The organism is Mycobacteroides sp. H003 (genome assembly GCF_001440135.1).
In the GTDB taxonomy this organism is placed as follows: Bacteria; Actinomycetota; Actinomycetes; order Mycobacteriales; family Mycobacteriaceae; genus Mycobacterium; species Mycobacterium gwanakae.
On the sequence record NZ_LJYL01000029.1, the window covers coordinates 73,036 to 95,155 of the forward strand.

Annotated in this window: 25 protein-coding genes; 9 read left to right on the top strand and 16 right to left on the bottom strand. The window is 63.5% G+C overall.

All coding sequences use genetic code 11. The features are described from left to right. Window positions 1-52: 52 nt before the first annotated feature. Window positions 53-1,108, top strand: a complete 1,056-nt coding sequence (locus AOT87_RS18300) for a GGDEF domain-containing protein (protein WP_057967368.1) — start codon at window positions 53-55, stop codon at window positions 1,106-1,108. Between the two features lie 9 nt (window positions 1,109-1,117). Here the strand turns inward: AOT87_RS18300 and AOT87_RS18305 are convergent, their stop codons facing one another. The 5 genes from AOT87_RS18305 to AOT87_RS18325 all read right to left on the bottom strand — a co-directional run bounded on the left by AOT87_RS18305 (window position 1,118) and on the right by AOT87_RS18325 (window position 5,502). Continuing rightward, window positions 1,118-2,011, bottom strand: coding sequence for an SAM-dependent methyltransferase (locus AOT87_RS18305; RefSeq protein ID WP_057967327.1), 894 nt, complete (start codon window positions 2,009-2,011; stop codon window positions 1,118-1,120). A gap of 179 nt (window positions 2,012-2,190) precedes the next feature. Beyond that, the gene (locus AOT87_RS18310; protein ID WP_030096160.1) at window positions 2,191-2,736 is read right to left on the bottom strand and encodes a ferritin; all 546 of its coding nucleotides are present in this window, start codon (window positions 2,734-2,736) and stop codon (window positions 2,191-2,193) included. Window positions 2,737-2,908: 172 nt separating this feature from the next. Continuing rightward, complete coding sequence (locus AOT87_RS18315) at window positions 2,909-3,466, bottom strand: ferritin (protein WP_030096159.1); 558 nt, start codon at window positions 3,464-3,466, stop codon at window positions 2,909-2,911. Between the two features lie 18 nt (window positions 3,467-3,484). Further along, window positions 3,485-4,426, bottom strand: coding sequence for an LCP family protein (locus AOT87_RS18320; RefSeq protein ID WP_057967326.1), 942 nt, complete (start codon window positions 4,424-4,426; stop codon window positions 3,485-3,487). 314 nt (window positions 4,427-4,740) lie between these two features. Beyond that, window positions 4,741-5,502, bottom strand: a complete 762-nt coding sequence (locus tag AOT87_RS18325; RefSeq protein WP_057967325.1) for a CPBP family intramembrane glutamic endopeptidase — start codon at window positions 5,500-5,502, stop codon at window positions 4,741-4,743. Between the two features lie 22 nt (window positions 5,503-5,524). On the opposite strand from AOT87_RS18325, the gene AOT87_RS18330 reads away from it, so the two are divergent. After that, window positions 5,525-6,214 carry an alpha/beta hydrolase gene (locus AOT87_RS18330; RefSeq protein ID WP_057967324.1) on the top strand — a complete coding sequence of 230 codons (690 nt, stop codon included), beginning with the start codon at window positions 5,525-5,527 and terminating at the stop codon, window positions 6,212-6,214. Here the strand turns inward: AOT87_RS18330 and AOT87_RS18335 are convergent. Next, window positions 6,211-6,996 carry a DUF2470 domain-containing protein gene (locus AOT87_RS18335; RefSeq protein ID WP_030096155.1) on the bottom strand — a complete coding sequence of 262 codons (786 nt, stop codon included), beginning with the start codon at window positions 6,994-6,996 and terminating at the stop codon, window positions 6,211-6,213. The genes AOT87_RS18330 and AOT87_RS18335 overlap by 4 nt on opposite strands. Before the next feature lie 144 nt (window positions 6,997-7,140). Here AOT87_RS18335 and pheA point away from each other — a divergent pair, with 144 nt between their 5' ends. After that, entirely contained in the window at window positions 7,141-8,067 is a 927-nt protein-coding gene (pheA, locus tag AOT87_RS18340; RefSeq protein WP_057967323.1) for a prephenate dehydratase, read from the top strand. Then, window positions 8,064-8,750, top strand: coding sequence for a histidine phosphatase family protein (locus AOT87_RS18345; protein ID WP_030096153.1), 687 nt, complete (start codon window positions 8,064-8,066; stop codon window positions 8,748-8,750). Before pheA ends, AOT87_RS18345 begins: the two co-directional genes overlap by 4 nt. Here AOT87_RS18345 and AOT87_RS27950 read toward each other — a convergent pair. After that, window positions 8,747-8,974: a hypothetical protein gene (locus AOT87_RS27950; RefSeq protein WP_075908321.1), complete on the bottom strand. Its 228-nt coding sequence runs from the start codon at window positions 8,972-8,974 to the stop codon at window positions 8,747-8,749. The genes AOT87_RS18345 and AOT87_RS27950 overlap by 4 nt on opposite strands. 155 nt (window positions 8,975-9,129) lie before the next feature. On the opposite strand from AOT87_RS27950, the gene AOT87_RS18350 reads away from it, so the two are divergent. The 3 genes from AOT87_RS18350 (at window position 9,130) to AOT87_RS18360 (ending at window position 11,543) form a co-directional block, all read left to right on the top strand. Further along, on the top strand, window positions 9,130-10,233 hold the full coding sequence (locus AOT87_RS18350) for an oxygenase MpaB family protein (protein WP_030096152.1): 1,104 nt from the start codon (window positions 9,130-9,132) through the stop codon (window positions 10,231-10,233). Continuing rightward, window positions 10,230-10,787, top strand: a complete 558-nt coding sequence (locus AOT87_RS18355; protein ID WP_030096151.1) for a peroxiredoxin-like family protein — start codon at window positions 10,230-10,232, stop codon at window positions 10,785-10,787. Before AOT87_RS18350 ends, AOT87_RS18355 begins: the two co-directional genes overlap by 4 nt. 129 nt (window positions 10,788-10,916) lie before the next feature. Continuing rightward, complete coding sequence (locus tag AOT87_RS18360) at window positions 10,917-11,543, top strand: TetR/AcrR family transcriptional regulator (protein ID WP_030096150.1); 627 nt, start codon at window positions 10,917-10,919, stop codon at window positions 11,541-11,543. Here the strand turns inward: AOT87_RS18360 and AOT87_RS18365 are convergent. The 6 genes from AOT87_RS18365 to AOT87_RS18390 all read right to left on the bottom strand — a co-directional run bounded on the left by AOT87_RS18365 (window position 11,494) and on the right by AOT87_RS18390 (window position 18,162). Beyond that, entirely contained in the window at window positions 11,494-13,053 is a 1,560-nt protein-coding gene (locus AOT87_RS18365; RefSeq protein WP_057967322.1) for an NAD(P)/FAD-dependent oxidoreductase, read from the bottom strand. The genes AOT87_RS18360 and AOT87_RS18365 overlap by 50 nt on opposite strands. Next, window positions 13,050-14,084 carry an alpha/beta hydrolase gene (locus tag AOT87_RS18370; protein WP_057967321.1) on the bottom strand — a complete coding sequence of 345 codons (1,035 nt, stop codon included), beginning with the start codon at window positions 14,082-14,084 and terminating at the stop codon, window positions 13,050-13,052. The genes AOT87_RS18365 and AOT87_RS18370 overlap by 4 nt, the downstream gene beginning before the upstream one ends. After that, window positions 14,081-15,616, bottom strand: a complete 1,536-nt coding sequence (locus AOT87_RS18375) for an NAD(P)/FAD-dependent oxidoreductase (RefSeq protein ID WP_057967320.1) — start codon at window positions 15,614-15,616, stop codon at window positions 14,081-14,083. The genes AOT87_RS18370 and AOT87_RS18375 overlap by 4 nt, the downstream gene beginning before the upstream one ends. Further along, entirely contained in the window at window positions 15,613-16,473 is an 861-nt protein-coding gene (locus AOT87_RS18380) for an SDR family NAD(P)-dependent oxidoreductase (RefSeq protein ID WP_030096146.1), read from the bottom strand. Before AOT87_RS18380 ends, AOT87_RS18375 begins: the two co-directional genes overlap by 4 nt. Further along, window positions 16,470-17,342 carry an SDR family NAD(P)-dependent oxidoreductase gene (locus tag AOT87_RS18385; RefSeq protein WP_057967319.1) on the bottom strand — a complete coding sequence of 291 codons (873 nt, stop codon included), beginning with the start codon at window positions 17,340-17,342 and terminating at the stop codon, window positions 16,470-16,472. Before AOT87_RS18385 ends, AOT87_RS18380 begins: the two co-directional genes overlap by 4 nt. Window positions 17,343-17,529: 187 nt before the next feature. Further along, on the bottom strand, window positions 17,530-18,162 hold the full coding sequence (locus AOT87_RS18390; protein ID WP_057967367.1) for a TetR/AcrR family transcriptional regulator: 633 nt from the start codon (window positions 18,160-18,162) through the stop codon (window positions 17,530-17,532). Window positions 18,163-18,478: 316 nt separating this feature from the next. On the opposite strand from AOT87_RS18390, the gene AOT87_RS18395 reads away from it, so the two are divergent. Next, window positions 18,479-19,159 carry an MspA family porin gene (locus AOT87_RS18395; RefSeq protein ID WP_057967318.1) on the top strand — a complete coding sequence of 227 codons (681 nt, stop codon included), beginning with the start codon at window positions 18,479-18,481 and terminating at the stop codon, window positions 19,157-19,159. Between the two features lie 61 nt (window positions 19,160-19,220). Beyond that, the gene (locus AOT87_RS18400) at window positions 19,221-19,919 is read left to right on the top strand and encodes an MspA family porin (protein ID WP_030096142.1); all 699 of its coding nucleotides are present in this window, start codon (window positions 19,221-19,223) and stop codon (window positions 19,917-19,919) included. A 14-nt stretch (window positions 19,920-19,933) separates the two neighbouring features. Here the strand turns inward: AOT87_RS18400 and AOT87_RS18405 are convergent, their stop codons facing one another. Genes AOT87_RS18405 through AOT87_RS18415 form a run of 3 tightly spaced genes read right to left on the bottom strand, consistent with a single transcriptional unit; the run spans window position 19,934 to window position 22,089 of the window. Beyond that, window positions 19,934-20,677: an ESX secretion-associated protein EspG gene (locus AOT87_RS18405; protein ID WP_030096141.1), complete on the bottom strand. Its 744-nt coding sequence runs from the start codon at window positions 20,675-20,677 to the stop codon at window positions 19,934-19,936. After that, the gene (locus AOT87_RS18410; protein ID WP_030096140.1) at window positions 20,674-21,714 is read right to left on the bottom strand and encodes a PPE domain-containing protein; all 1,041 of its coding nucleotides are present in this window, start codon (window positions 21,712-21,714) and stop codon (window positions 20,674-20,676) included. Before AOT87_RS18410 ends, AOT87_RS18405 begins: the two co-directional genes overlap by 4 nt. Window positions 21,715-21,717: 3 nt before the next feature. After that, the gene (locus AOT87_RS18415; RefSeq protein ID WP_030096139.1) at window positions 21,718-22,089 is read right to left on the bottom strand and encodes a PE family protein; all 372 of its coding nucleotides are present in this window, start codon (window positions 22,087-22,089) and stop codon (window positions 21,718-21,720) included. Window positions 22,090-22,120 lie beyond the last annotated feature (31 nt).

Below are 22,120 nucleotides of genomic sequence, written 5' to 3' on the forward strand. Positions count from 1 at the left end.
ATTTGCTACACGGGTCAGGCCCATAATCACGTTTGTGGCTGGTGACACGTCGCTGACATACGGGGAGGAGTACAGACTCGCCACGCGCGCGTTGCGAGTCAGCCGTAACCTGGTTCCTCTCAAGATCGCCATCGGATTGCTGTGCATGTCGATCGTGGTCTTTGGGGTACTCATTCAGCTCCATCCGATGGGGCCGCACGGTGTGTTGCCCAGGGGCATTCACGGCGTATTGGTGGCTTCTTCTCTGGTCGTCGGGATGTGCTGGATCGTGCTGCCCTGGCCTAAACGCCGCACGGCGATCGCCTTCGTGTGTTGGGCGGATATCTCACTGGTCATCGGTGCGTGCATGCTCTCGGCGCCCGCCTCCCGCCTGGGCGCGATTTCACATATGGGCCTGGTAGGTGTGTTCGCAGCGTTCTTGCTCGGTTGGCGGGTGCTGGCCGCCCACTGTGTCTTCGCGACCGCGGCGATCTGTGCCATCACGGTGTGGAATGTCCATCTCGGCGAGGCCACACTTTTCGGGCAGTACGTCTACCACGCACCCGTCATCTCCTCCGTGGTGTTGTTGCCCCTCATCATCCAGGCGGTGATCGAGGGCGGAAGGAGATCGCTGACGGCTGTCTCCATTGCGGCACACCAGGATCCGCTTACCGGATTGTTGAACCGCCGCGGCGTGCAACTGGCGTTGAACTCACTGTTGTTCGGGCAGCGCGCCCCGCGAATCGTCGCTGTCGTCTTGGTGGACGTGGATCGTCTCAAGGAAATAAACGACACGCTGGGGCACGAGGCGGGCGATGAAGCCATCAAGGCTGTCGCTCAGGTGCTCACCACTACGGCCCGGGCCAGCGATATCACGGCCCGGGTGGGCGGCGATGAGTTCATGATCGTGGCCTTTCATGATCGGGCCGAGGAAGCAGTCGCGTGTATCGAGCGGGTCAGCACACTGCGTGCCGGTATCGGACCGCACGGTGCCACCGTCAGCGTTGGATCAGCCTGGCGATCGACGGGCGATGCCGGCTTTGATTTCGAGTCTCTGCGCAGAACCGCAGATGACATGCTTTATCGCGTCAAGCGCGCTCGAGATTCGAATCTCAGTGCGGCGTCTTAGTTCTCGGCGCTAGGAGAGGTACGTCGATGGCAGCGTCGCGGTGAGAAACCGGCGTTCCGCGAATTCCTGGGCGTACGGTGCCGGCTCAGCGCTCAAAGCCTTGGCGTAGCGCTGCGCGAGTTCGTGCCCGGTGGTCGTGCCGGCAAGCCAGCCATGCCCCGACAGCCACTCACCGGAACGGGTCCGTCCGTCGTTCGCCAGCGTGAGTTCCTGCACCTGGAATGTGTCGGGAGTCAACGCATCGCGAACGTCGGCCCACGGCTGGCCGGAGGGTGCTGCGCCGTCGGTGTCGGTGGCGATGGTGCTCCCGAGGGCCGACATCTCGATGACGCGCTCAAAGAGTGCGTCATGGCTGGGGCCTGGCAGATGTGAGACGAGTGCCTCGGCCAGCCACGCGGTGGGCAGATCGGGGTCAAACCCGGCTGCGGTCAGGTCGGGCTGCCACGGCCCGCTGAGGAACGTTCCGACCTGTCGGCGTTCGGCGCGCGGTTGCGCACCAATCTCGGCGAGCACCTCTTGTTTGAAGCCGAGTAGCTCCGGATAGTCGACCTCGAAAACCGTGGTGCCATCAGGCCAGTCCAGCCGATAGGCGCGGGTGTCTAGGCCACCCGCTAGCAGCACCACCTGGCGGGCGCCGGAATGTGTTGCAGCCAGCAGGGAGTCGTCGTAGTGCCGCGTCATCAGTGACCGGCAATGCGCGATGAACGATTTGTGGTCGCTAGTCGGATCGGCAGCAACGGGAGAATCCGCTGGTTGATGGTCGAGGAGTGCTAACGCGTAGGGGTCACCCGATGCCAGTACCAGGTGTTGGGCCAATGTGTCGACAAACAATGGGTTGGCTCGAAGTGACTCTATGGCGCGAGAAGCAGTGAGCGTCAATTGAATCTGTCTGCCGCGGGACATCCGGTACGCCGCCCCCCTTTCCGTAGCGTCGTCCTTTGAGGTGGCAAATCAGGATCTGCCAATCAAGATTAGCCGACGGGGAGTGAGAGAACGGGCGTGATGGGTGCGAAAACAAACTCTCCCCCGTTCTCGACCGTGGTCGAGCGCGAGGGAGAGCAGTCAGCGGCGCGTCAGGTTGGCTACAGCGAGCCACCCGCGGCCGGGGGTGCGGTGGGATCGCTTGATTCGACCGAGATCTCGCGTGCGACGAACTCCTCCAGGTCGAAGTAGTTGTCTCCCGCACGCTCGGCCACGGTGAGCAGCGTGTCCATGAGGGCGACCTCTTCGACCTGTTCCTTGAGGAACCACTGCATGAACTGCTCGCCGATGTAGTCACCTTCGTCCCGGGCGGTGCGAGCCAGCTCGGTGACCTGCTCGGTGACGGTCTGCTCCTGAGCCAACGCCAGCGCCAGCGGCTCACGCGGCGCGGTGAATCCGTTCGTGACCGCGCCCACGGGCGGGATCTCCACGGAAACGCGCCGGTCGATCAGGTACCGCACGATCATCATGGCGTGATTGCGCTCTTCTACCGCCTGCTTGTAGAAATGTGCGGCGAGCTGCGGAAGATCGGCGTCATCGAAATACGCGGCAATAGCGATGTATTGCTGCGACGCGGTGAACTCGTGGCCAATCTGGTCGTGGAGAAGCGCGTTGAATTTAGTCTTGGGGGTGTCGTTCGCGGACATGAAATCGACAATAGACCAGGTCAGAGGCCTTGTCAGCCAAGGTCAGCCTTAATGAGGTTACCTTCACCTAAGTAATTCTCGAATTTTACGCAAGGTAATTGGCGGATTCTTAACTTAGCCAAAGTTAATTTCTGTGCAACAACAATTGGAAATCGGCGTGCACAAAATTGATTTAGAGTGCGCCCCCGGCGGCAGGGGGAGCGGTGGGGTCCTGCCCGATGGGCCGGTTGAGCTCGCGCGCCACGAAATTCTCCAGATCGAACAGGTCGTGGTCGGCACGATCGACAACCGTCAACAGCGTGTCCATGGCGGCGACCTCCTCTACCTGTTCCTTGAGGAACCACTGCATGAACTGCTCGCCGTAATAGTCGCCCGACGTACGGGCCGCGCGGGCGAGCGCGGTGATCTGGTCGGTGACGCGCTTCTCCTGTTCGAGGGCCAAGGCGATGGGTGCGCGCGCATCGGCGAATTCGTTCACGACGCCATCAACACCGGGGATCGAGACGTCCACGTTCTTGTCGATCAGATAGCGGATGATCATCATCGCGTGATTGCGCTCTTCGACCGCTTGCGCATAGAAGCGCTTGGCAAGCTGCGGCAGATCGGCATCGTCGTAGTAGACCGCGATCGCGATGTACTGCTGGGAGGCCGTGAACTCGTTGCCGATTTGGTCCCGCAACAGTTCGAGGAACGGTGAAGATGCGCGCGCATGGAGGTCGGTGGTAGCCACACCGAAAAGCCTAGTGCGTCAAGGGGTCGGTGTGGCCGGGTCGGGCAAGAGGTCTGCGGGTACCGGCTGACCGGTGCGCAAGGCCTCGAAGAGCCGTGCTGAGGCATCCTCATCCCAGGTGACGACGTCCCCCGCCCAGTTTGAGGAGAACGAGCCGATGGGCATGGTCAGGTTTTGGGTAGAGCCGGTTAGGGCCAGGCCCAGTTGAGCCAGATTCCAGCTGTGATCGCCCTGAGCGACGGTGATGGCATCGGCGGTGGACGTGGCGAGTGGATACCACCGGAATGGGTTGGCCCACACCGGCGGACTGCTCACGCGGTGAAAAAGCGCGGCCATGAAAATTCGCTGATGCGTCATGCGGTCCAGGTCTGCACGAGGGGTGGCTCTACTGCGCACATATCCAAGTGCGTTGGGCCCGTTGAGTATCTGACACTCGGCGGCCAGGTTGACTCCCGCTAGGGCGTCGTCGATCGGCTCGTCGAGACACATCGAGACGCCGCCGACGGCATCGACCACCGAGGCGAATCCACCGAATCCGATTTCCGCGTAGTGGTCCATGCGCAGGCCGGTGGCCTGTTCGACGGTTTGGGTGAGCAGGGCCGCTCCGCCCAGCGTGAAGGCGGCGTTGATCTTGTCGCTTCCGTATCCGGGAATGGGAACGTACGAATCCCGGGGGAGGGACACCATGGTGGCGGGCCCACCGTCGTAAAAGGCCGGTATGTGCACCACGAGGATGGTGTCGGTGCGGCCATCACCGGTGTCGCCGCCGGTAGAGAGCTCCGCCTCCTGTTCGGGGCTGAGGGCTTGACGGCTGTCGGAGCCGACCAGAAGCCAATTTGTCCCGCTGCCGGGCAGCGGGCGTTCCGGATAGTCGGTGAGCGCGTCCACGCGGTGCAACCGCCCGTCGATCCAGAACGCGGTGCCGACGATGGTGCAGAACCCGACGAGAACAAGAGTCACTGCGAGAAGGAGAGTGCGCCGTATCCAGGTGCCCCACCGTCTGGTGCGGCGCGGCCGGGACGGCGGCGGTTCGGCAGGCGGTGCCGGCCGCCGGGGTCGCACATCACGTGAGGTCGGGCGCGGCGGTGGAGAGTGTTCGCGGCGCGGCGGCGGTGGTCCCTGTCGACGCGGTGGGGTGCGGGCCGGTGGAGGCGGCGGCTGTTGCGGATACCGCCGGATGACCTCGCTGTCTTCCCGCCCGTCCCGTCGATGGGGGCGCCGCCCACGGAAGGGGATGGTGGGCTCGGTCATCGTGCGCATCCCATGAGATGAGGCTAGTGGAGCCAGCTCAGGTGATCCCGGAGCAACGCGAACCCGACGAAGGCCACGGTGTCGATCACGCCGTGGGCGACAACCAGCGGCCATAGTCGTCCGGTCCGCTGCCAGACGTATCCGAAGACCAGACCCATCACCAGATTTCCGATACCGGCCGAGACGCCTTGATACAGGTGGTAGCAACCTCGCAGCAGTGCCGAGAACGCGATGGCGGTCGCTGTTCCGTAGCCCAGCTGCCGCAATCGGGTCTGCAGATAGGCCACGACCACCACTTCCTCGGCCCAGCCATTTGCGAAGGCGGACAGCACCAGCACCGGTATGCGCCACCAGGTGTCGTCGAGTGAGGCGGGAATGACCTGAACGCTCAAGCTCATCCAGCGCGCGCCAACGTACAACGCCAGGCCCGGAAGTCCGATGAGCGCCGCCAAGCCGAGCGCCCCCAGGCCATCGGTACGCGAGCGCCAGCGAGCGAGGCCGATCGATGACGGACCGAATCCGCTGCGCCACAGCAGATACACCGCGAGTGCGCCCCACGCGATCAACCGGGTGATCGATACGAGATTCAATCCGAGGTCGATCAGGCTCAGCTCGGCGCGACGGGGATTCAGGGCGACGGTCTGGCCGGAAAGTCCCGCGACGACGGCAGATGTGAACTGCAGAAGGGCGCTCACCGCGCTCATCCCAAAGCTGATGGCGAGCACAATCCCCATCTCGATGCGGATTGTGCGCGCTGACATGTCCGATTCGGCCACGGCGCTCATTGTGGCTGGTATTGGTAGAAGAGTGTCCGATGTGGTGAGCGCGTTGCGCTATGTGGCATCGCCCGATGGAGTGCGGCTGAGCCTGACTGTGTCCGGCGAGGGGCCACCGCTCGTCATGGTGCACGGAGCCATGGATTCGGGGGCGACGTGGTCTGATGTCGCCGCGGAGCTGCAGCGGGACTTCACCTGTTTTCTCATCGACCGGCGTGGGCACGGCGCGAGTACCGACGCGGCAGAGCACAGCTTGGCGCGTGAGGCCGATGACGTCATCGCGGTGGCCGCGGAGGCCGGGCCCGATGCGGTGATAGTCGGCCATTCGTTCGGCGCCGTCGTCGTCTTGGAGGCGTTACGTCGCGGGCTCGATGTGGCGGCTGTTGTCCTTTACGAGCCGCCGCTTCCGGTGTCGGAGAGCGTGGCGGTGGCGAATCGGGAAGGCAGCGAGGCTGTCCGAGCGCGTTCGGTGACGGTGTCGCGGGAGTTTCAGGCGCTCGAAAAGTGCGCGGAGGTGCTCGATGAGTACACCCGGGCGGTGATCCCCGTGCTGCTGCTGGAGGGGGCCAACTCGCCGATACAGTTCCGTGAGCCAGTGGGCTACCTGGCGCGGCGGGTACCCGGCGTGCGAGTCAAAGAGCTTGTCGGACAGGACCATTTCGCGCACCGAACTGCTCCGGCAATGTTCGCCGGGGTGTTGCGCGAGCTGTTGCTGGGTTAGATCTTTCGGGCGCGCAGTCCGTTGAGGAAGGGGCAGCCGGCCAGGATGCGCAGCGCTTGGCTCAGTCCGGCGGTGTCGTTGACGGGTTCGTTGAACGGCAGCCTGACGTCGTGGTCACCGGCCTCGCCCTCCACGCGCAGCTGGATGCCGTAGCGGTCGATGCCGAGCAGCCGCACCTCACCGTGCTGCAGGCTCAGCGGAAGCCGCCGCGCCAGCCGCTCGACCAGATCGCGGTGGTCGTTGTCGATATGTGAGAGCCACCCGGCCTCGAGTGCGCAGAAAGGATCGGGGCGCGCGCCGAGCAGCGCGGAGACATCAACCGATTCGGCGCCGGTCGAATCGGCGACAACGACGGACTCCACGGTCAGGCACAGCAGGATCGAGCCGGGTTCCGTGCGTAGTCGCATATCGGTGCGGATGTCCAGGAGTGCCGGATCGGGTGTGCGGCTGGCGATGACGTCGACGATGCCGCGGGCCTCCCGATCGGTAGCGGCCACGACGTTGCCACGCACCCAGACCAGGGATCTGACCGGCTCGCGCAGCGGTAGCGGGGCCTGGTCTGTTAGTTCCAGGAGTGCCGGCATGCCGTTCGGCCCCGCGGAGACCACGGTCGCAGCGGTCGCGCTGTCGGCGGGGACCGCAACGGCGAAGGTTCCGTCGTCGAACAGGTGGTGCAGCGAGGTTCCGACCACATCGGCTCCGGCAATGGCGAGAGTGGAGCTTGCGGCGCGGGCACATGCCGAGCGCACGCGCTCTGCGGTGGTGGGCGGTGCTGCGGTCATGGCGACCCTTTCCTTGGAACCCTGTCGTGTCAACCAACTGAGGTAAGCCTAAGTTAACAACGGACCGTGGAGAGTGCAAGGGACACCTGTGCTGTCGACTGTGTCGGGGGTTCGCCGGGCGGTGGAACGCCTAAGGTTTGGAGTGTGCAGCGCATCACGTATTTGGGGCCGGAGGGGACGTTTTCCGAGGCCGCACTGATCAAGCTGCGGACGACGGGGCGGATACCGGGGCTACCCGAGGTGGAGCCGGTGTCGGTGGCCAGCGCGCGCGACGCGTTGGTGCAGGTCCAGGAGGGTGACGCGACGTACGCGTGCGTTCCGATCGAGAGCTCGCTCGAAGGCCCGGTGGTACCGACGCTGGACACCCTGGCGGTGGGTGCTCCGCTGCAGATCTTCGCCGAGGCGGTGTTGCCGGTGTCCTTCACCATCGCGGTGCGGCCGGGCACTTCCGCGCAGGACGTGAAGACCGTCGCCGGTTTCCCGATCGCCGTCGCTCAGGTACGTGAGTGGCTGGCGGATAACCTGCCGAACGCGGAGCTGGTCGCCGCCAACTCGAACGCTGCGGCGGCCGAGGATGTGAAGGCGCAGCGGGCCGATGCGGGAGTGTGTACAGAATGGGCCGCGCAGCGCCTGGGGCTGAATGCCCTGGCCAGCGGTGTCGTGGACGAAGCGCATGCGCACACCCGTTTCGTGCTGGTGGGTCAACCCGGGCCGCCGCCGCCGGCCACGGGCTCCGATCGCACTTCCGTGGTGCTCGGACTGGGGAACGTACCCGGTGCGCTCGCTGCCGCCATGAACGAGTTCGCGATCCGGGACATCGATCTCACCCGTATCGAGTCCCGCCCCACCCGGACCGGTCTGGGCACGTATCGCTTTTTTCTGGACTGCGTGGGGCATATCGACGATGTCGCGGTCGGGGAGGCACTCAAGGGACTGCATCGTCGTTGTGAGGATGTGCGGTATTTGGGATCGTGGCCACGAGAGACGACGGCACCCGACGGCGCCAACCCACCGGTGTTGGACGAGGCGTCGGGATGGCTGGCCGAAACGCGGGAAGGGAAGCTGCGATGAGTGGGCGCCTTGTCCTGGTCCGGCACGGACAGTCTTATGGAAACGTCGAGCGCCGATTGGACACCAAACCGCCCGGTGCGGCGCTGACCGAACTCGGACTGCAACAGGCGCGCCTTTTCGCCAAGCAGTATGAAGAGCTGGCGCCGGCGGTCCTGGTGCATTCTGTGGCGCTGCGCGCGGTCCAGACCGCCTCCGAGATCGCGGGACATCTTGGTGTGGAAGCTCTTCAGCTCGACGGTTTGCACGAGGTACAGGCCGGGGAGTTGGAGGACCACACCGGCGTGGAATCGTTCGAGGTTTTCGACCGCACGTATGAGCGTTGGCATTTTGGTGACTTCGGGACCCGTTTGCCTGGTGGCGAATCCGCGCAGGACGTGTTCGACAGGTACCTGCCCGTTGTCGCCGAACTCCGGTTGAGGCACTTGGAAAACGACGCATCAACCGGCGATGTGGTGGTGGTGAGCCACGGCGCGGCGATTCGCCTGGTGGCGGCCACACTCGCCGGAGTGGATCCGGGTTTTGCGGTGAACCATCACCTGCGTAATGCGGAAGCGGTTGTGCTGGCGCCGATTACCGATGGGCGATGGAGCTGCGTGCACTGGGGTGATGCGGTGGCGCCATTCCCGCATCAGGAGGCTGCCAGCGCCGAGGAACTGGCGCAGTCGGCCGACCCGATGGGCTAACCGGCTAGTTGTATCTCGCCTTCGCAATCACATTGTGCGGCAATGCAATCGATAACAAGGCTGTGTCGAAGTAGATAGAGTCCGTCGCAATCGCGATCTGTGCACTCGGCGTGGCGAGTGGAATGCACGATGAGAGTGCCGTGACAGTGATCGATGTCCTGGACGCAGTCACGGCATGCCACACCGCAGCTGATGGCGTGGCGCCACTCCGGTGATTTCTTCATACCGGTGTTGTAGCACCGTATGCCGACAAGTCGTCGTAACCGAGCGGATGGAGGAGCCCTTTTCCATATCTATATTGCAATGCAATCTGAATATCGATACTATTCCAACTGGCTGGAACCAAGCACGTCACACTGCGATGCAAGGGAGTTGGACTATGGGCAGCCTGCGAGACGACCCGAGGTACGCGGGAACTGTTGAGGAGCGTCGCAGGCGCGACCGGCGGTACGACTTCCTGTTGAAGCTGCACGGGAAGAACGGCAAGAAGGCATTGCAGATCGCCGAGGCGCCGCGCCAGGACGACGGCTACTTCGGGCTCGACTCGCTCAGCTTCAAGGTCTACGAAAATGTCATGATCGCCGGGATGGGTGCACTCTCAGGGTTGTTCATCTCGACCATCGACCCCGATGGCGCTTACGGCGTCGGCCAGCACACGACGTACTACTACGACACGGTGGGCAGGATCCGCCGGAGTCTGTTGTTCTTCGCCGGTGCTGTCGCGGGAGACACCGACGCGGCGGTCAAGGTAGGGCGAGATCTTTTCCGTAAGCACTCGCACGTCAATGGTGATGTGCCATCGACCGGCGAGTCGTATCGTGCGAATCATGTTGAGACGCTGAAGTTTACGTATGTGGTCGGGTGGCCGCACCTCTGGCGTGCCTACAAGAGGTTTGGCGACCCGAACGCGACGTACGAGGACGAGTGCGTGTTCTACAAGGAGCAGGTGCGCGTGTGCGAGTTGATGGGCATGCCGGCGGGCGAGCTTCCCGATACGCCAGAGGCCGTCGAAGCCTGGGTGAAGGACGCGGAGAAGAACATCATGGCGGTTACCCGGCCGGCCCAGGAACTGTACGACTTCATGCTGCACAATCCGTGGACGCCGTTGTATCCCAACGCGATTATGGGTGCGGGCATCAAACTCGCGATCTGGGCGGCGATCCCACTGCTCACGCCGTACGTCCGGGAGATCTGTGACCTGGAGACCATGCGCATCCGGCCCGCCATTGGCACGTTCGCGATCAAGGGTGCCGTGCGTGCACTGCGTAATCCGATTGTCGAAAAGCTGATTCTTCCCTGGTTCGGATACGAGATGTGGGGATACATGCACAACGCGATCCGGCATGCACCGGATACCGGGCCGGTGCCTTTCGATCATGAGGTGGGCCTGAAACTGCAGCAGGGCAAGGGGGGAACACTCGAGGCCAGTGTATGCCCGATGCATGCCGTCGCGGCGGCGCGGTCGGTAGAGGCACTGGTATGACACGTATCGACATCATGGCCAATGAGCGGCTACTCGATGATCGTCACCACCTGCATGAGTTTCAGGAGCTATGGGCCGAGGGCCCGGTGGCGTTCGTCTTCCTGCGCCAGTTCGGCAGTGCCTTCGCACTTCGGCAGGCCCAATCGCTCAACCGCTACCACGATGAGATCGTCGCTGCGGGAGCGAAAGTCGTCTTCATCGGATTGGGCACCTCTATCCAGGGCTTCACCTTTCGTAAGCGCAGCCAGACCCGATTCTTGGTGCTGACGACGCATGACCAGACGCTGTACCGGACGATGGGACTCTGGCGGTACCGAAGAGGAACGATCGGGCTCTCGAACCTCGGACCGTGGCTCGAGCTCATGCGTGAGGGTGTATATCCGTACCAACGAACGGGCGACCCGTATCAGCTGGGTGGTGTCTTCGTCGCGACCGCGGGAGGTCGTGAAGTCACCTGGGATTTCCGGGCGCACCGCGCCTGCGACGTCGCACCGGCGGGCGCCATAGCCAAAGCGCTCGTCGCCGCGGCCGCGCGAAATCCTGTCGCGACCTGACCGCCGCTGAAGCCCATGCCCCGAGCAGCGATCTCCGAGCCGATTGCGGTAGCTGGATATACTGCGAGCCACCCGGTTACGGTCGGGAATCGAAAGGCGCACGATGGGGCGCGCGGACTAGCGAGCGGGGTGTCGATGCCGAGGGCGCTGACACGCGAGGAGCTCCAGGCGCAGACCCGCGAGCTCGTGCTCACCGCCGCCGAGACGGTCTTTCTGCAACGGGGATTTCACGCGACGACGGTTGCGCAGATAGCGGCCGAGGCAGGACGCACCCAGGGGTCGATCTACAGCAACTTCGAGAGCAAAGACGCGTTGTGTCAGCAACTCCTGCGTATTCACTACGAAGGATGGCTGACGCAGGTCGCGCTGGCGGTGATGGCCTCCGAGGGGACATCGGCCAAACTTGAGGTCGTCGAGGCGAAGTGGCGAGTTCTCAGTGGTGAGACCGATTGGATCGGCCTCACCACGGAGTATCTCCTGGCCGCCCGGCACAGTCCCGAACAATCAGAGCTCATCAGGGAGACGGTGTCGGGTCTGCAGGACGGGGTGAAAGCGGTACTTCTGGGTCAGCTTCAGAGCGAAGGCGTCGACGTAGACGAGGGAGCCCTCCTCGACGACGCGGTGGCGGCGATCATCGCGACGGGTATGGGTTTGGTGGTCAACCACACCATGGGCCTGGTCGGTCTCGATCAGTCGACCAGCGTGTTCATGCAGACCCTCGAGACGTGGCGAGATCGACTGAGTTCTTCTCACTAACGCTGGTGAACTCGTAGTCGGTGAATGGGAAATACCGGTTCTGCAGGCGCATCTCAGTATTGGTGGAGGGGCGGTACGCGGCAGCATCACCCTGATAATTGATGTAGTAGGTGTTCGAGCCGGCACACAGCGGTGTGGGTAGGTGGCTCTTGGCGGCACGCGACAGCATCTGTTGCCAGTACTTGTCGTGGGGTTCCCGGCGAACCTCGCACCGGGTGGCTCCGCGCCGCCGGGACTCCTTTATTGCTCGAACAGCATGGGCCACAGTTGATTCCAGTAGCACTAGGTATGATCCGGGCGAGTACGCCCACGGGCCGATCAGCATGTAGGCGTTGGGCCAACCCGGAATGGTCACCCCTTGGTAGGCCTGATAGCGATTCTCATCCCACCAGGTGTTCAGGTCGACGCCCTCGCGTCCCAGGCAGGGGAAGGGCGGGGTTGCGCCCTTTTCCATGACCTTGAATCCGGTGGCACAGACCAGCACATCGATCTTGTGCTCGACACCGTCAGCGGTGAAGACTGAGTCCTCCGTGATGCGTTCGATGGGCTCGGTCACCAGGTCGACATTCGGCTTGGTGAACGTCGAAAACCACTCGTTATGCATCGAGGGCCGTTTGCAACCGAAGGCATAGGTAGGCGTGAGCTTTTTGCGTAGTTCGGGTTCTCCGGGGAGCTGCGTCCACATCCATCCCCGCAGGGCCAGACCAACGCTCTGCAGCACCGCCTTGTACAAGCGTTCCCCCAACAGCTGTCCGCCTAGCAGCGCACCGCCGAGCCCCAACTCGACGAGCACCATGCCGGCGCCGCGCAGGGGCGCGCGCAGCAGGCGATTGCCGAAGATGAATCGGGTGAGGGGGCCGGTCTTGAAGTCGAGCTTGGGCGCGACCCAGATCGCGGTGCGCTGGAACACCGCCAGGTGACTGACCTGATCAGCGATCGCTGGTATCAACTGCAGTGCGGTGGCGCCGGTTCCGATCACGGCCACCCGCTTGCCGGTGAGGTCGTAGTCGTGGTCCCACGCCGTGGTGTGCTGGAGCTTGCCGGCGAAGGTGTCGATACCCGGGATGTTCGGCAGGTTCGGCACCTCGAGCCCCCCGATCCCGACGATCACGTGACGTGCCGTGATTTCGCCTCGGTCGGTCTGCACATGCCAGATGTCGGTGGCCTCATCGAACCGGCTACCGAGCACCGTGGTGCTCAGCCGCAGCTTGTCGCGCAGGCCGTGTTGATCGACTACGTCCTCGGCGTACTGCTGCAGCTCTTCCCCCGGCGCGAACAGCCGGCTCCAGTTCCCGGTTTGGGCAAAGGAGTAGCTGTAGATGAAGGATGGAATGTCCACCGCGACACCGGGGTACTTGTTGATAAACCACGTTCCGCCCACGGACGGATGCTTGTCGACGATGACGAAGTCGTCGATCCCCGCCTTGCGTAGCTTGACGCCCGCGGCGATACCGCCGAATCCGGCGCCTACGACGAGGACCTCGTGTTGGGGGAGGGTGGGTGTGCTCACGATGTACCTGCCTTGGAGATGGTCGGGTTGGTGATCTGGCCGATGAAGTACGCCATGCCTGCAACGGCTGCCCGAGCATCAGGCAGCAGATCCGCCGCTATCTGAAAATCGTGCACGGCGTGGTCCCAGATCTGAACCGTGCACGGCACGTTGGCCTCGGCGCAGCGGCGGGCCAATTGCTCGACATCGACCAGCAGTACCTCGAGTGATCCCACTTGAATGAAAACCTTTGGTAGGCCGGTGAAATCGTGGTTCACCGATGACCAGGCGGGGTCCAACACCCCGTCGGGGGCCATGCCCAGTTCGCCCGGAACGGAGAGAATGAGACCGGACAGCATCGCGTCACGGGACTCGTTCGGATGAGCCTTCTTGGCCGAACAATCGAGGTCCGCCCAGGGGGAGATGGCGGCGATGCCGCCGGGTACAGGTAATCCGAGATCTCGCGCGGCGAGCGCAGCGCTGAAGGCCAGTCCGCCTCCGGCTGAATCACCCGCGAACACAATCTTGTCGGCGGTGTATCCCTGGTCGAGCAGATACCGGTAAGCGGTCATGGCATCGGCGACAGATTCGGTGATGTGCGCCAACGGGAGCTGGCGATAGTCGACCGCGAGTAGTCGCGTTCCCGCTGTGCGTGCAAGGCGTGCCGTCATGCGTCGGTGACTGTGGAGGCCGCCCAGAATGAAGGCACCGCCGTGGAAATACAGCACCGCTCCCTCCGCCGGATTCTCGGGATCGGAAAGATCCTTATGCCACAGCCATTCCGCACGGAAGCTGGGGAACGTCACAATACGGCGCGCCGTACCCCTGCTTGGACGCAGTGGGTATGCGGCCATCTCGACGAAGTTGACAGCCCGGAATCCGCGCGTCCTCAACGCGGGAAATCGTATGGCGAGCTTGGCAAGAAGCTCCAGCGGTGCTCGCAGCAGAACGCGCGCCGCCGCGTGGGAAAACCTTTGTAGGGCTGATCCACTCCCCGTCATCTCGACGCTGACGGAGCCCCCGGTTGCGGTAATCGGCACCGAGTTGTTCATGCGAGCACCTCCGCGGGCTGTTTCTCGTAGACGTAGTCGTCGAGCGGGAACTTGCGTGTGCTGCGGCGTGCCTCGAAGAAGCCCGCAGGCCGCAGGTACGTGCTGTCGCCCTGTGAGTTCCGGTAGTAGGTCGGAATATGTCCGTTCAGCTCCGCAAGGTAGTACCGGATGGCCTCGGATCGTTGCCGCACGGTCCGGTGGTACGTGTCGGCGATCTCCTTGCGTACCTCACAGCGAATCGCACCGCGCCGGTTGGTCTCGGTGATCGCACGCACGGCGTGATCCGATGTCATTTCCATGAAGGCGTGCCAACCCGAGCCCGTCCACGAATACGGCCCGCATAACGTCCATCGATTTGGCAGACCGTGCACCGCAACACTTTCGTAGGCTTGCAATCCTTGGTCGGCGTAGTATTTCGCCAAGTCGAAGCCGTTACTGCCCACAATTGCTCCGGGAAGATAGGTCTCCGGATCGGAGAACACTTCGTATCCCGTGGCCAGCACCAGTGCATCGAATGGGTGTTCGGCGCCATCGCGTGTCCGGACGCCGGCCTCGGTAATCCTCTCGATCGGCTCGGTGATCAGCGAGACGTTGTCACGGTTGTACGCCTGCAGATAGCCGTTGGATATGGTCGGGCGCTTGGCAAGCGGGCCGAAGTCGGGAGCCAGTTTCGCGGCCGTAGACGGATCCTTCACCACCCAACGGATGTAACGCCGGTATGCGGCAATGCATGCTGCATCGAATCTGTCCATCGCGGGCCGTGACCATCGGAACGGCGCTCTGCTCAGGGTGCGCAGTAGCAGGTCGGCAACTACCAGGACGGCGCCATTGAGTGCCGGCTGCACGCCGGGCGCCGCGTATAGGGGGCGCAGGATGGGACCGATTTCAAGGTCCGGCTTGGGCAGTGACCACACGGGTGTGCGCTGAAAGACGCTGAGATGCGACACCTGCGGCGCGATCGTCGGAATGATCTGCACCGCACTGGCTCCGGTGCCGATGATGCCGACACGTCTTCCCGCCATGTCGTACGAGTGGTCCCAGTCTGTAGGCCGTTGCACCTTGCCGCCGAACGAGTCCGCTCCGGCGATGCCGACATCGGCCTTGGGACGGACGAAGGCACCGACGGCGCTGATCACGAAGCGTGCGGTGATGACCGAACCGTCGCTGGTGAGCAGGTTCCAGAATCCGGCGTCGTCCCACTCTTCCCGTTCGACGTTGGTGTTGAAGCGGACACGTTCGTGGACACCGAAGCGTTTGGCCACATCGACGTGATACTGCTTGACCTCGTCGCCCTTGGGAAAAAGCCTGCTCCACTGAGAGTTTCGTGCGAAGGAGTACTGGTAGGCGAAGGACGGAACGTCCACCCCGAGGCCCGGATAGTGGTTCTCATGCCAGCTACCGCCCACGTCATCGGCCCGTTCCAGCAGCACGATGTTGCCGATACCGGCCTGCAGTAGTTTGACTCCGGCTGCGATGCCGCCGGGCCCGGCACCGATGATCGCGACATCGAATTTCGGTGCTGGTGCGCTCATTGTCCGACTCGATTCAGGAGGGGCTGCAGCCGAGACATCAGGCCGTCGGCCAGTTCGAACGAGCCGATACCGGTGACGACCCGGCTGAGACTCGGTGACAGGCGGTAGAGGCCGTAGATGAACCACGATTCGGGGTTCACGGGAACGACGGCCCAGTTGTGTCGCACCGATCGCTCGATGACGCGTGCCACCTTGTCCGGGCCTGCGTAACTGATCGACTGGATCTTGCCGGCGCGTGCGTACCACTGCTCTTGATCGATCGCGCTGATGCCTGCGCGATGACCATTGGCGATCAGATTCGTGTTGATGACACCCGGACATATCGCGGTGACGCCGATGCGGTGGCGACGTAGTTCGACGCGTAGCGCCTGTGATGCCATCAGCACGGCTGCCTTGGCGGTTCCGTACGCGGCAATCATCTTGTGCGGCAGGAAGGCCGCACCCGAGGAGATGTTGACGATCTGACCGTGTACCCCGGCATCGATCATTTGTTGAGCGAATACGCGTGAGCCGTAGATGACGCTCATCAAGTCGATGTCCATGGTGCGCTGCCATTCCTGTGCGGTCATCTCGACAAAGCCGCCCCAGTCCATGATTCCGGCGTTGTTGACGAGTAGGTGTGGCGCGCCGAATTCGGCATCAACCCACTTGCCGAATGCCTCCCACTGCTCCTCGTCCGCGACATCCAAGTGATACGCGATGGCGGTGCCGCCGCCGGTGACGATCTCGCCTGCGGCGGACTCGGCGGCATCGATGTCGATATCAGCCAGGATTACCCGATCTCCCTGGGAAGCGAAGAGGCGGGCGGTTTCTCGCCCAATGCCCGACCCGGCCCCGGTCACGATTGCGGTCTTCATCGATCTGCTCCGATCCCCAAGGTGTTGAGTGCGCGCGCGCCCAGGTCCACGACACGTTCGGCTAGCGACATCCGTCCCAGGCTCATGAGCCCGCGGGACAGGCCGGGAGAGAGCCGGTACAGGTACCAGCCGAGCCAGGCTTCCAGACCGACCGGCACGGTGGACAGATTCCACCGCATGCCTCGCTCGATCGCAGCAGCGACATGATCGGGGGAGCGTCCGAGAAAGTGCTGACCACGGCTGAGTTTGTTCGTCCACGTTGTGCCCGTTGGATTATCGACACCGCTGCGAGTGCCGTTCGCGGACAGATTTGTGTCGATCAAACCGGGACAGATCGCGCTGACACCGATGCCGTGACGCCCGAACTCGGCGCGTAGTGCCTGTGTGCCGAACCAAGCTCCTTGCTTCGCAACGACATACGACGGCGCCAAGGACGTCGGCAGGAACGCCCCAACCGAGCAGATGTTGGCGATATGACCTCTTGCGCCGGCATCGACCATGCGCTGCACAAACAATCGCGATCCAACCAGCGGGCTCATCATGTTGATCGAGATCATCCGCCGCCAGTCCGCGCCGGTCTGCTCCAGGAAACCACCGGCAATGAGGATTCCCGCGTTGTTCACGAGCAGGTCCGGCAGGCCGTGGTGCTCGCATACCCAATCGGTGAATAGCTCCCAATCCGCCAGATCGGCGACATCCAGTCGGCGGAAGACGGCGTTACCGCCATCGCCCACGATGCGGTCAACCGTCTCGGCGCCGGTGGTCTCGTTGATATCGGATACCACGACGGTCCAACCTTTACGACCGAAGCGCTCGGCAGTCGCGCGTCCGATGCCGCTGCCCGCCCCGGTCACGACGGCTACGGGCATGGGTGGCATCCCCAGGACTGTGTGAACCAGAACGGAGCTTTCATCATGTGGACCTCTCCTCGTCGAGCACTTCATTCAGATAATAGGATTATCTGAATGAAGGCGCAATGCCCTACGACAGGGAGAACGGCAAGGACTCCGTGACATCGGATTGCTCGCGTATCAGTTCGCGAGCTCGCTCGATGAATTAGCTGGAGGTGTTCGAAGAGAGCCGCAGGTCGGCAATCCACAGCTGCAGCGTGCGGGTCAGCAGCGCGACGTACTGCTGGTTGTCGATGGTGCCCAGCGTGCGGCCCAGTGCCAATCCCGTCGCGGTCGCGAGGATCGCGGTAAGCGCGGCGTCGCGTTCGTCATCGGGCACGCTGTCGGGAAGGGCGTTCGAAAGCACCGCACCCAGCAGACTGCGCCCCATGGCGATATGGCCCTGCGAGACCGCGAGCTGAGTTTGATCCTTGTGAATGGCCAGCGCATACTCGGCGGCCAGCGCTACCAGGCCCTCATCGCCGCTGAGCGCCGCGGACCATTGCGCGAGCTGAGCGACCTGATCCTCGACGGAGGAGGCGGACTGCAGGAGCTTGCCTGCGACCTCGGAGAAGGTCCTCATGTAGCAGCGCAGCAGTACCTCGGCGCAGAGGTTCTCCTTGCTGGAGAAGTTCGAGTAGATCGCCCCGACGGTCCGGCCGGCGGCATCGGCGATCTTGGTGACGGTAGTGCCGCCCAGTCCGTTGGCGAGGAACAATTCCTCGGCCGCATCAAGGAGATCTTCGCGGGTACGTTGCTGAGATTCGGCGCGGCTGATCCGTTGTCGCTGCCCGGACATCGCCACCTCCTTGAATCCTGCGCGATATTCGTCTAATCCGCCCAATACGGGTCGGCCGAGTTCATATTTTGCCATTATCCCGATTGAGGAGTCCAGTGTGCCGGACGGAGGCTTCTACCGCGCACCGCGCCTGAGGCCGAGCCGGGGTGTGCGCATGGAGCAGACGCTCAACATACAAATCCCGTTCCCGATCCGTTCACTTGCCGTAAATGAGCTCAACTTAAAAATCATCCATACCCAAAAGGGGTATGGGGTACTAGTCCCGGGCTTTCCGGGAACGGATCGTGTTGGACAACTGAGAGGCACCGCCGCCATCATGCTGAAAAGTCTTGTCGTCCTGACCATCGTGGGCGTGCTCGGCGCGACCGCTCCGGTGGCTATGGCTGATCCGCTGGGCGGTGAACCATTGCCGGATCGGATTGCCGCCGATTCCGCACCTGCCCCGGCCGCAGACAACGGTGCCGTGGCCTCGGCAGAGCCCGGCACCCTACGCACGCGGGAGGGTTGGGTGCTGGCCATCGCGGCCAAGGACGAGGCCCAATTGCCCGTCGCGCCATTGACCACAGCCTTATCTTCACGCGAATACGTGGTTAGTGGAACGTTCCTTGGTGCCATCCAGGGGTCCGGCACCACGAAACTGACCGATGGGATCCTTGAAGCTGGATACCAAATCGGTTGTGGCATAAGCGCTGCCGAGGTCGACTTGAGATTCGGAGGCGGTATCACACCGCAGATCAGTCCCGCGGGTGTGCCCAGCATCGGAGGTAACGTCTTTGGGCAGGTCCGACCCACTCTCAAGCCGGGTACCGCCACCATCATCCCGGTCACCAAGATGGCGTTCGAGGGGAACAGCGCGCGCGTCACCATTACGGCATTCCGCATCAAGATCGACAGCTGCGTGGGCCAGTCCTTCATCCGCTCCTATGCGATCTTGACCAGCTCGACCGAGGACACGCAGGACGTGGTCACCTACATGGGTGTGACCAAGGCCGTCTGACCCTGATTACCCAGATCTCAACTCGCTCAATCGTATCCAGCTCTGAGAGGCGTCGATGACCATGTTTAAGACTCTTGCCGCTGTGGCAACAGCGTGTGTACTCACGGGAGGGACACCGTTGGCGTCGGCTGAGCCCGGTCCCTCCCCGCTTCCCTTACCCGCCGGGATGGAGAACCCGCCGCGGCCCGCTGAAGGTGAGCCTGGCCCGCCGCTGGACAACGGTGTCGTCGCTTCCGAACCACCGGCGACCGTCACAACGCCGGATGGCTGGGTGCTGGCACTCGCGGCAGAGGAAGAGACCCAGCTGCCCATTCCGCCGCTCACCACGGCGACCTCCTCGCGTGAATACCTGGCCGGCGGCACGTTCATCGCCACCGTGAAAGGTGGTGGCAGCACCAAACTGAAAGGTGGGACCGTCGAGGCCGGATACCAGATTGGCTGCGGTATCGCCTTGAGTGGAGTTCGTCTGACGGGAAGCATCGGCCTGTCCTCGTCGATCGGGCAGTCCGGGCTTGGCAACATCAGCATGCCCCTCGTGGGAAACATCGAGGTGAGGCCCAAACCCGGCGAGGTCATCAATGTTTCGGTCACCAAGAAGAAGTTCAAGGGCACGCAGTCGCGCATCACACTCAAGGACGTTCACATCAAGATCGACGGATGTATCGGGCAGTCGTTCCTGCGGTCCTATGCGGTGCTCACCAGCACGACCTCGGGAACTGAAGACATCATCGCCTACTACGGCGTCACTAAGACGGTCTGAGCGGTACCGCAGTTTTATTCGAGCCCAAGGCTCTTGAGCGCGTGGGACATCCGCTGCGGGGTGGCGGGCGTAAGAGTTGCCCACAGCGCGCCGTCAGCCGAGGTGCTCGGCGTGGCCATGATCCGGCCAAATGCTGTGTCGTACACGGCAACTCCGCCGGGCGCGCGATCGGTGACACCGTCTACGCGACGAATCGCGGTGATCTCGGTCATCGCGCCGCGACGAGCCATTGCCTTGGCCACGGCTACCGCGTCGGCTTTGGTGGCGCCGAGCGCGATGAGGCGCCGGGCCATTTCGGCGGGTTCGGCGTTAAGGGCCAGCGCCAGCTGCTCGGCGGGCGCGTTGATCGACCCAAACTTCAGTGGTGTGGCGTCACCCAGGTACCGCCACAGTTCGGCGCCGAGCGACCCGGTGACCGAACGCATGGCCACGCCCTCGCCATCGTTGACCAGCAGCACGTACGCCTCGCCGTGCTCCACCAGGCACAGGCGCAGCATCTGCGATCCGGCCCAGCGGCGTACCGCTACCTGACCGGTGGCCTTGCTGGCCGAAGTCAGCATGTCCCGCAGAGTCGGGTGAAGGTCCTCGCCCTTGAGCAGGTTGCGTTCCTTCAGCCGGGCGCGCGCGCCCTCCAGAGCGTCTCGATGTTCGGCTTCGTCTTCGTGGCGCGGACCAGCGGCCAGCACGACCGGCAAGAGGTCGTTGCCGGTGATCTCGCGGGTCAGTTCCAGTTCGTCGAAGTCCAGGCGGACGGTCACAGCTCCGCGCTCGCACCGAGGACCGGCGGCGCGACCGCGCCCTTGGAGCCACCGCGCTCGAACAGCGCTGAGGCGTCGACGTTTTCGAAGTCGGCGACCTTGTCGCTGGCCGGCTTGGTGGTCAGGATGTCCGGCAACTCGACAGGCTTGCTCTCGTCCCCCATGAAGACGCCGGTGGCACCAATGGCGGTGAGGTCCTTGTCGTCCTCGTCCTCATCCTTTTTGGTGCCGGCGTTCCCCACCTTGATGCCCTTACCTGCACTCGCGGCCAGCGCACCGCCGGCCATCATGCCGGCCATCGGCGCACCCATTCCGCCCATACCCATACCGGAGCCGCCGGCGGAGGCCGCATTGGCGGTCATCGAGATGGCTGCCGCGCGGGCGCTCTGCACACCCGGCACCGAGTCGGGGCTCAGCGGGCTCGGTCCCATCTCGGACATACCGAAACCGGCAGCGCTGACGCCGGTGTTGCCGCTGTTGGCTTCCGACTTCTCTTCGGGGTACTTGATGACCTCGGGGGCCGGCGGGAACTCCACGACCTTGGCTGCGGGCTCGCTGGCCGACTCGTAGGTCTCCATCGCTTTGGCCGCCTGCAGATCCAGGCCCTGCTCCATACCCTCGGTGGTGGCGTGCAGCCCGAAGAGTGCCCCACCCGCGGACAACGCCTCGGCCTTGGCCTTCTCAAGCTGAGCCAAGTCGTTGATGTGCGGCATGTCCAGAACCGCCGTGCCGTACGACTCGGCGTACGTGTTGGCGGTGTCGCTGACCTCCTGGGTCAGTCCGGCCATCTTGTCCAGCCACTCGGTGAACGGGGTGAGCTTGGTTAGCGCCTCCTCGGCGCGGGGACCGCGATACCCCTCCATCAGCTTCTCGCCGACACCCAGGCTGTTCTCGTGCACCTCGGCGAACGCGGCGCTGATCTCCTGCCAGGCCAGGGCACTGTCGACGACATGCGTCGGTCCGGCACCCGTGGTCAGGTCCAGGGCCAGCTTCTTGGCCTTGCGGGCCACCCAGTTGACGCCAGTGAATCCGGTCATGATCTATTCCCCCACACCATTGATACGGGCGGCGTTGTGTCGTTCGAGATCGACGAACGCCTGCGAGTTGCGCCGGAACGCCTCGGCAATGCGCTTGAGCTGCTCGATGCCGTCCTTGGCGACCTTCTCGAAGTTCTCGTTGGTCTTCGCGGAGGCATTGGCCACCGCGGTGGACACCTCATCGCGACCGGCCGAACCGAACTTCGTGGCCTCAAGCTGCTTGTCGAGAGCTTCCTGCAGTCGCTGCGCCATCGCGTCGTACTCGACAGCGGCATCCTTCATGACATCCGGATCGACCTGCAGAACAGTTCCCGGCTGGTTAGCCAGGTCCCAACGGATCTCCTCACGCTGGGCGGGCGCTGGTACGTCAGCCATCTTCGGTCCCCTTTCCCCCACTCGTCTCGCG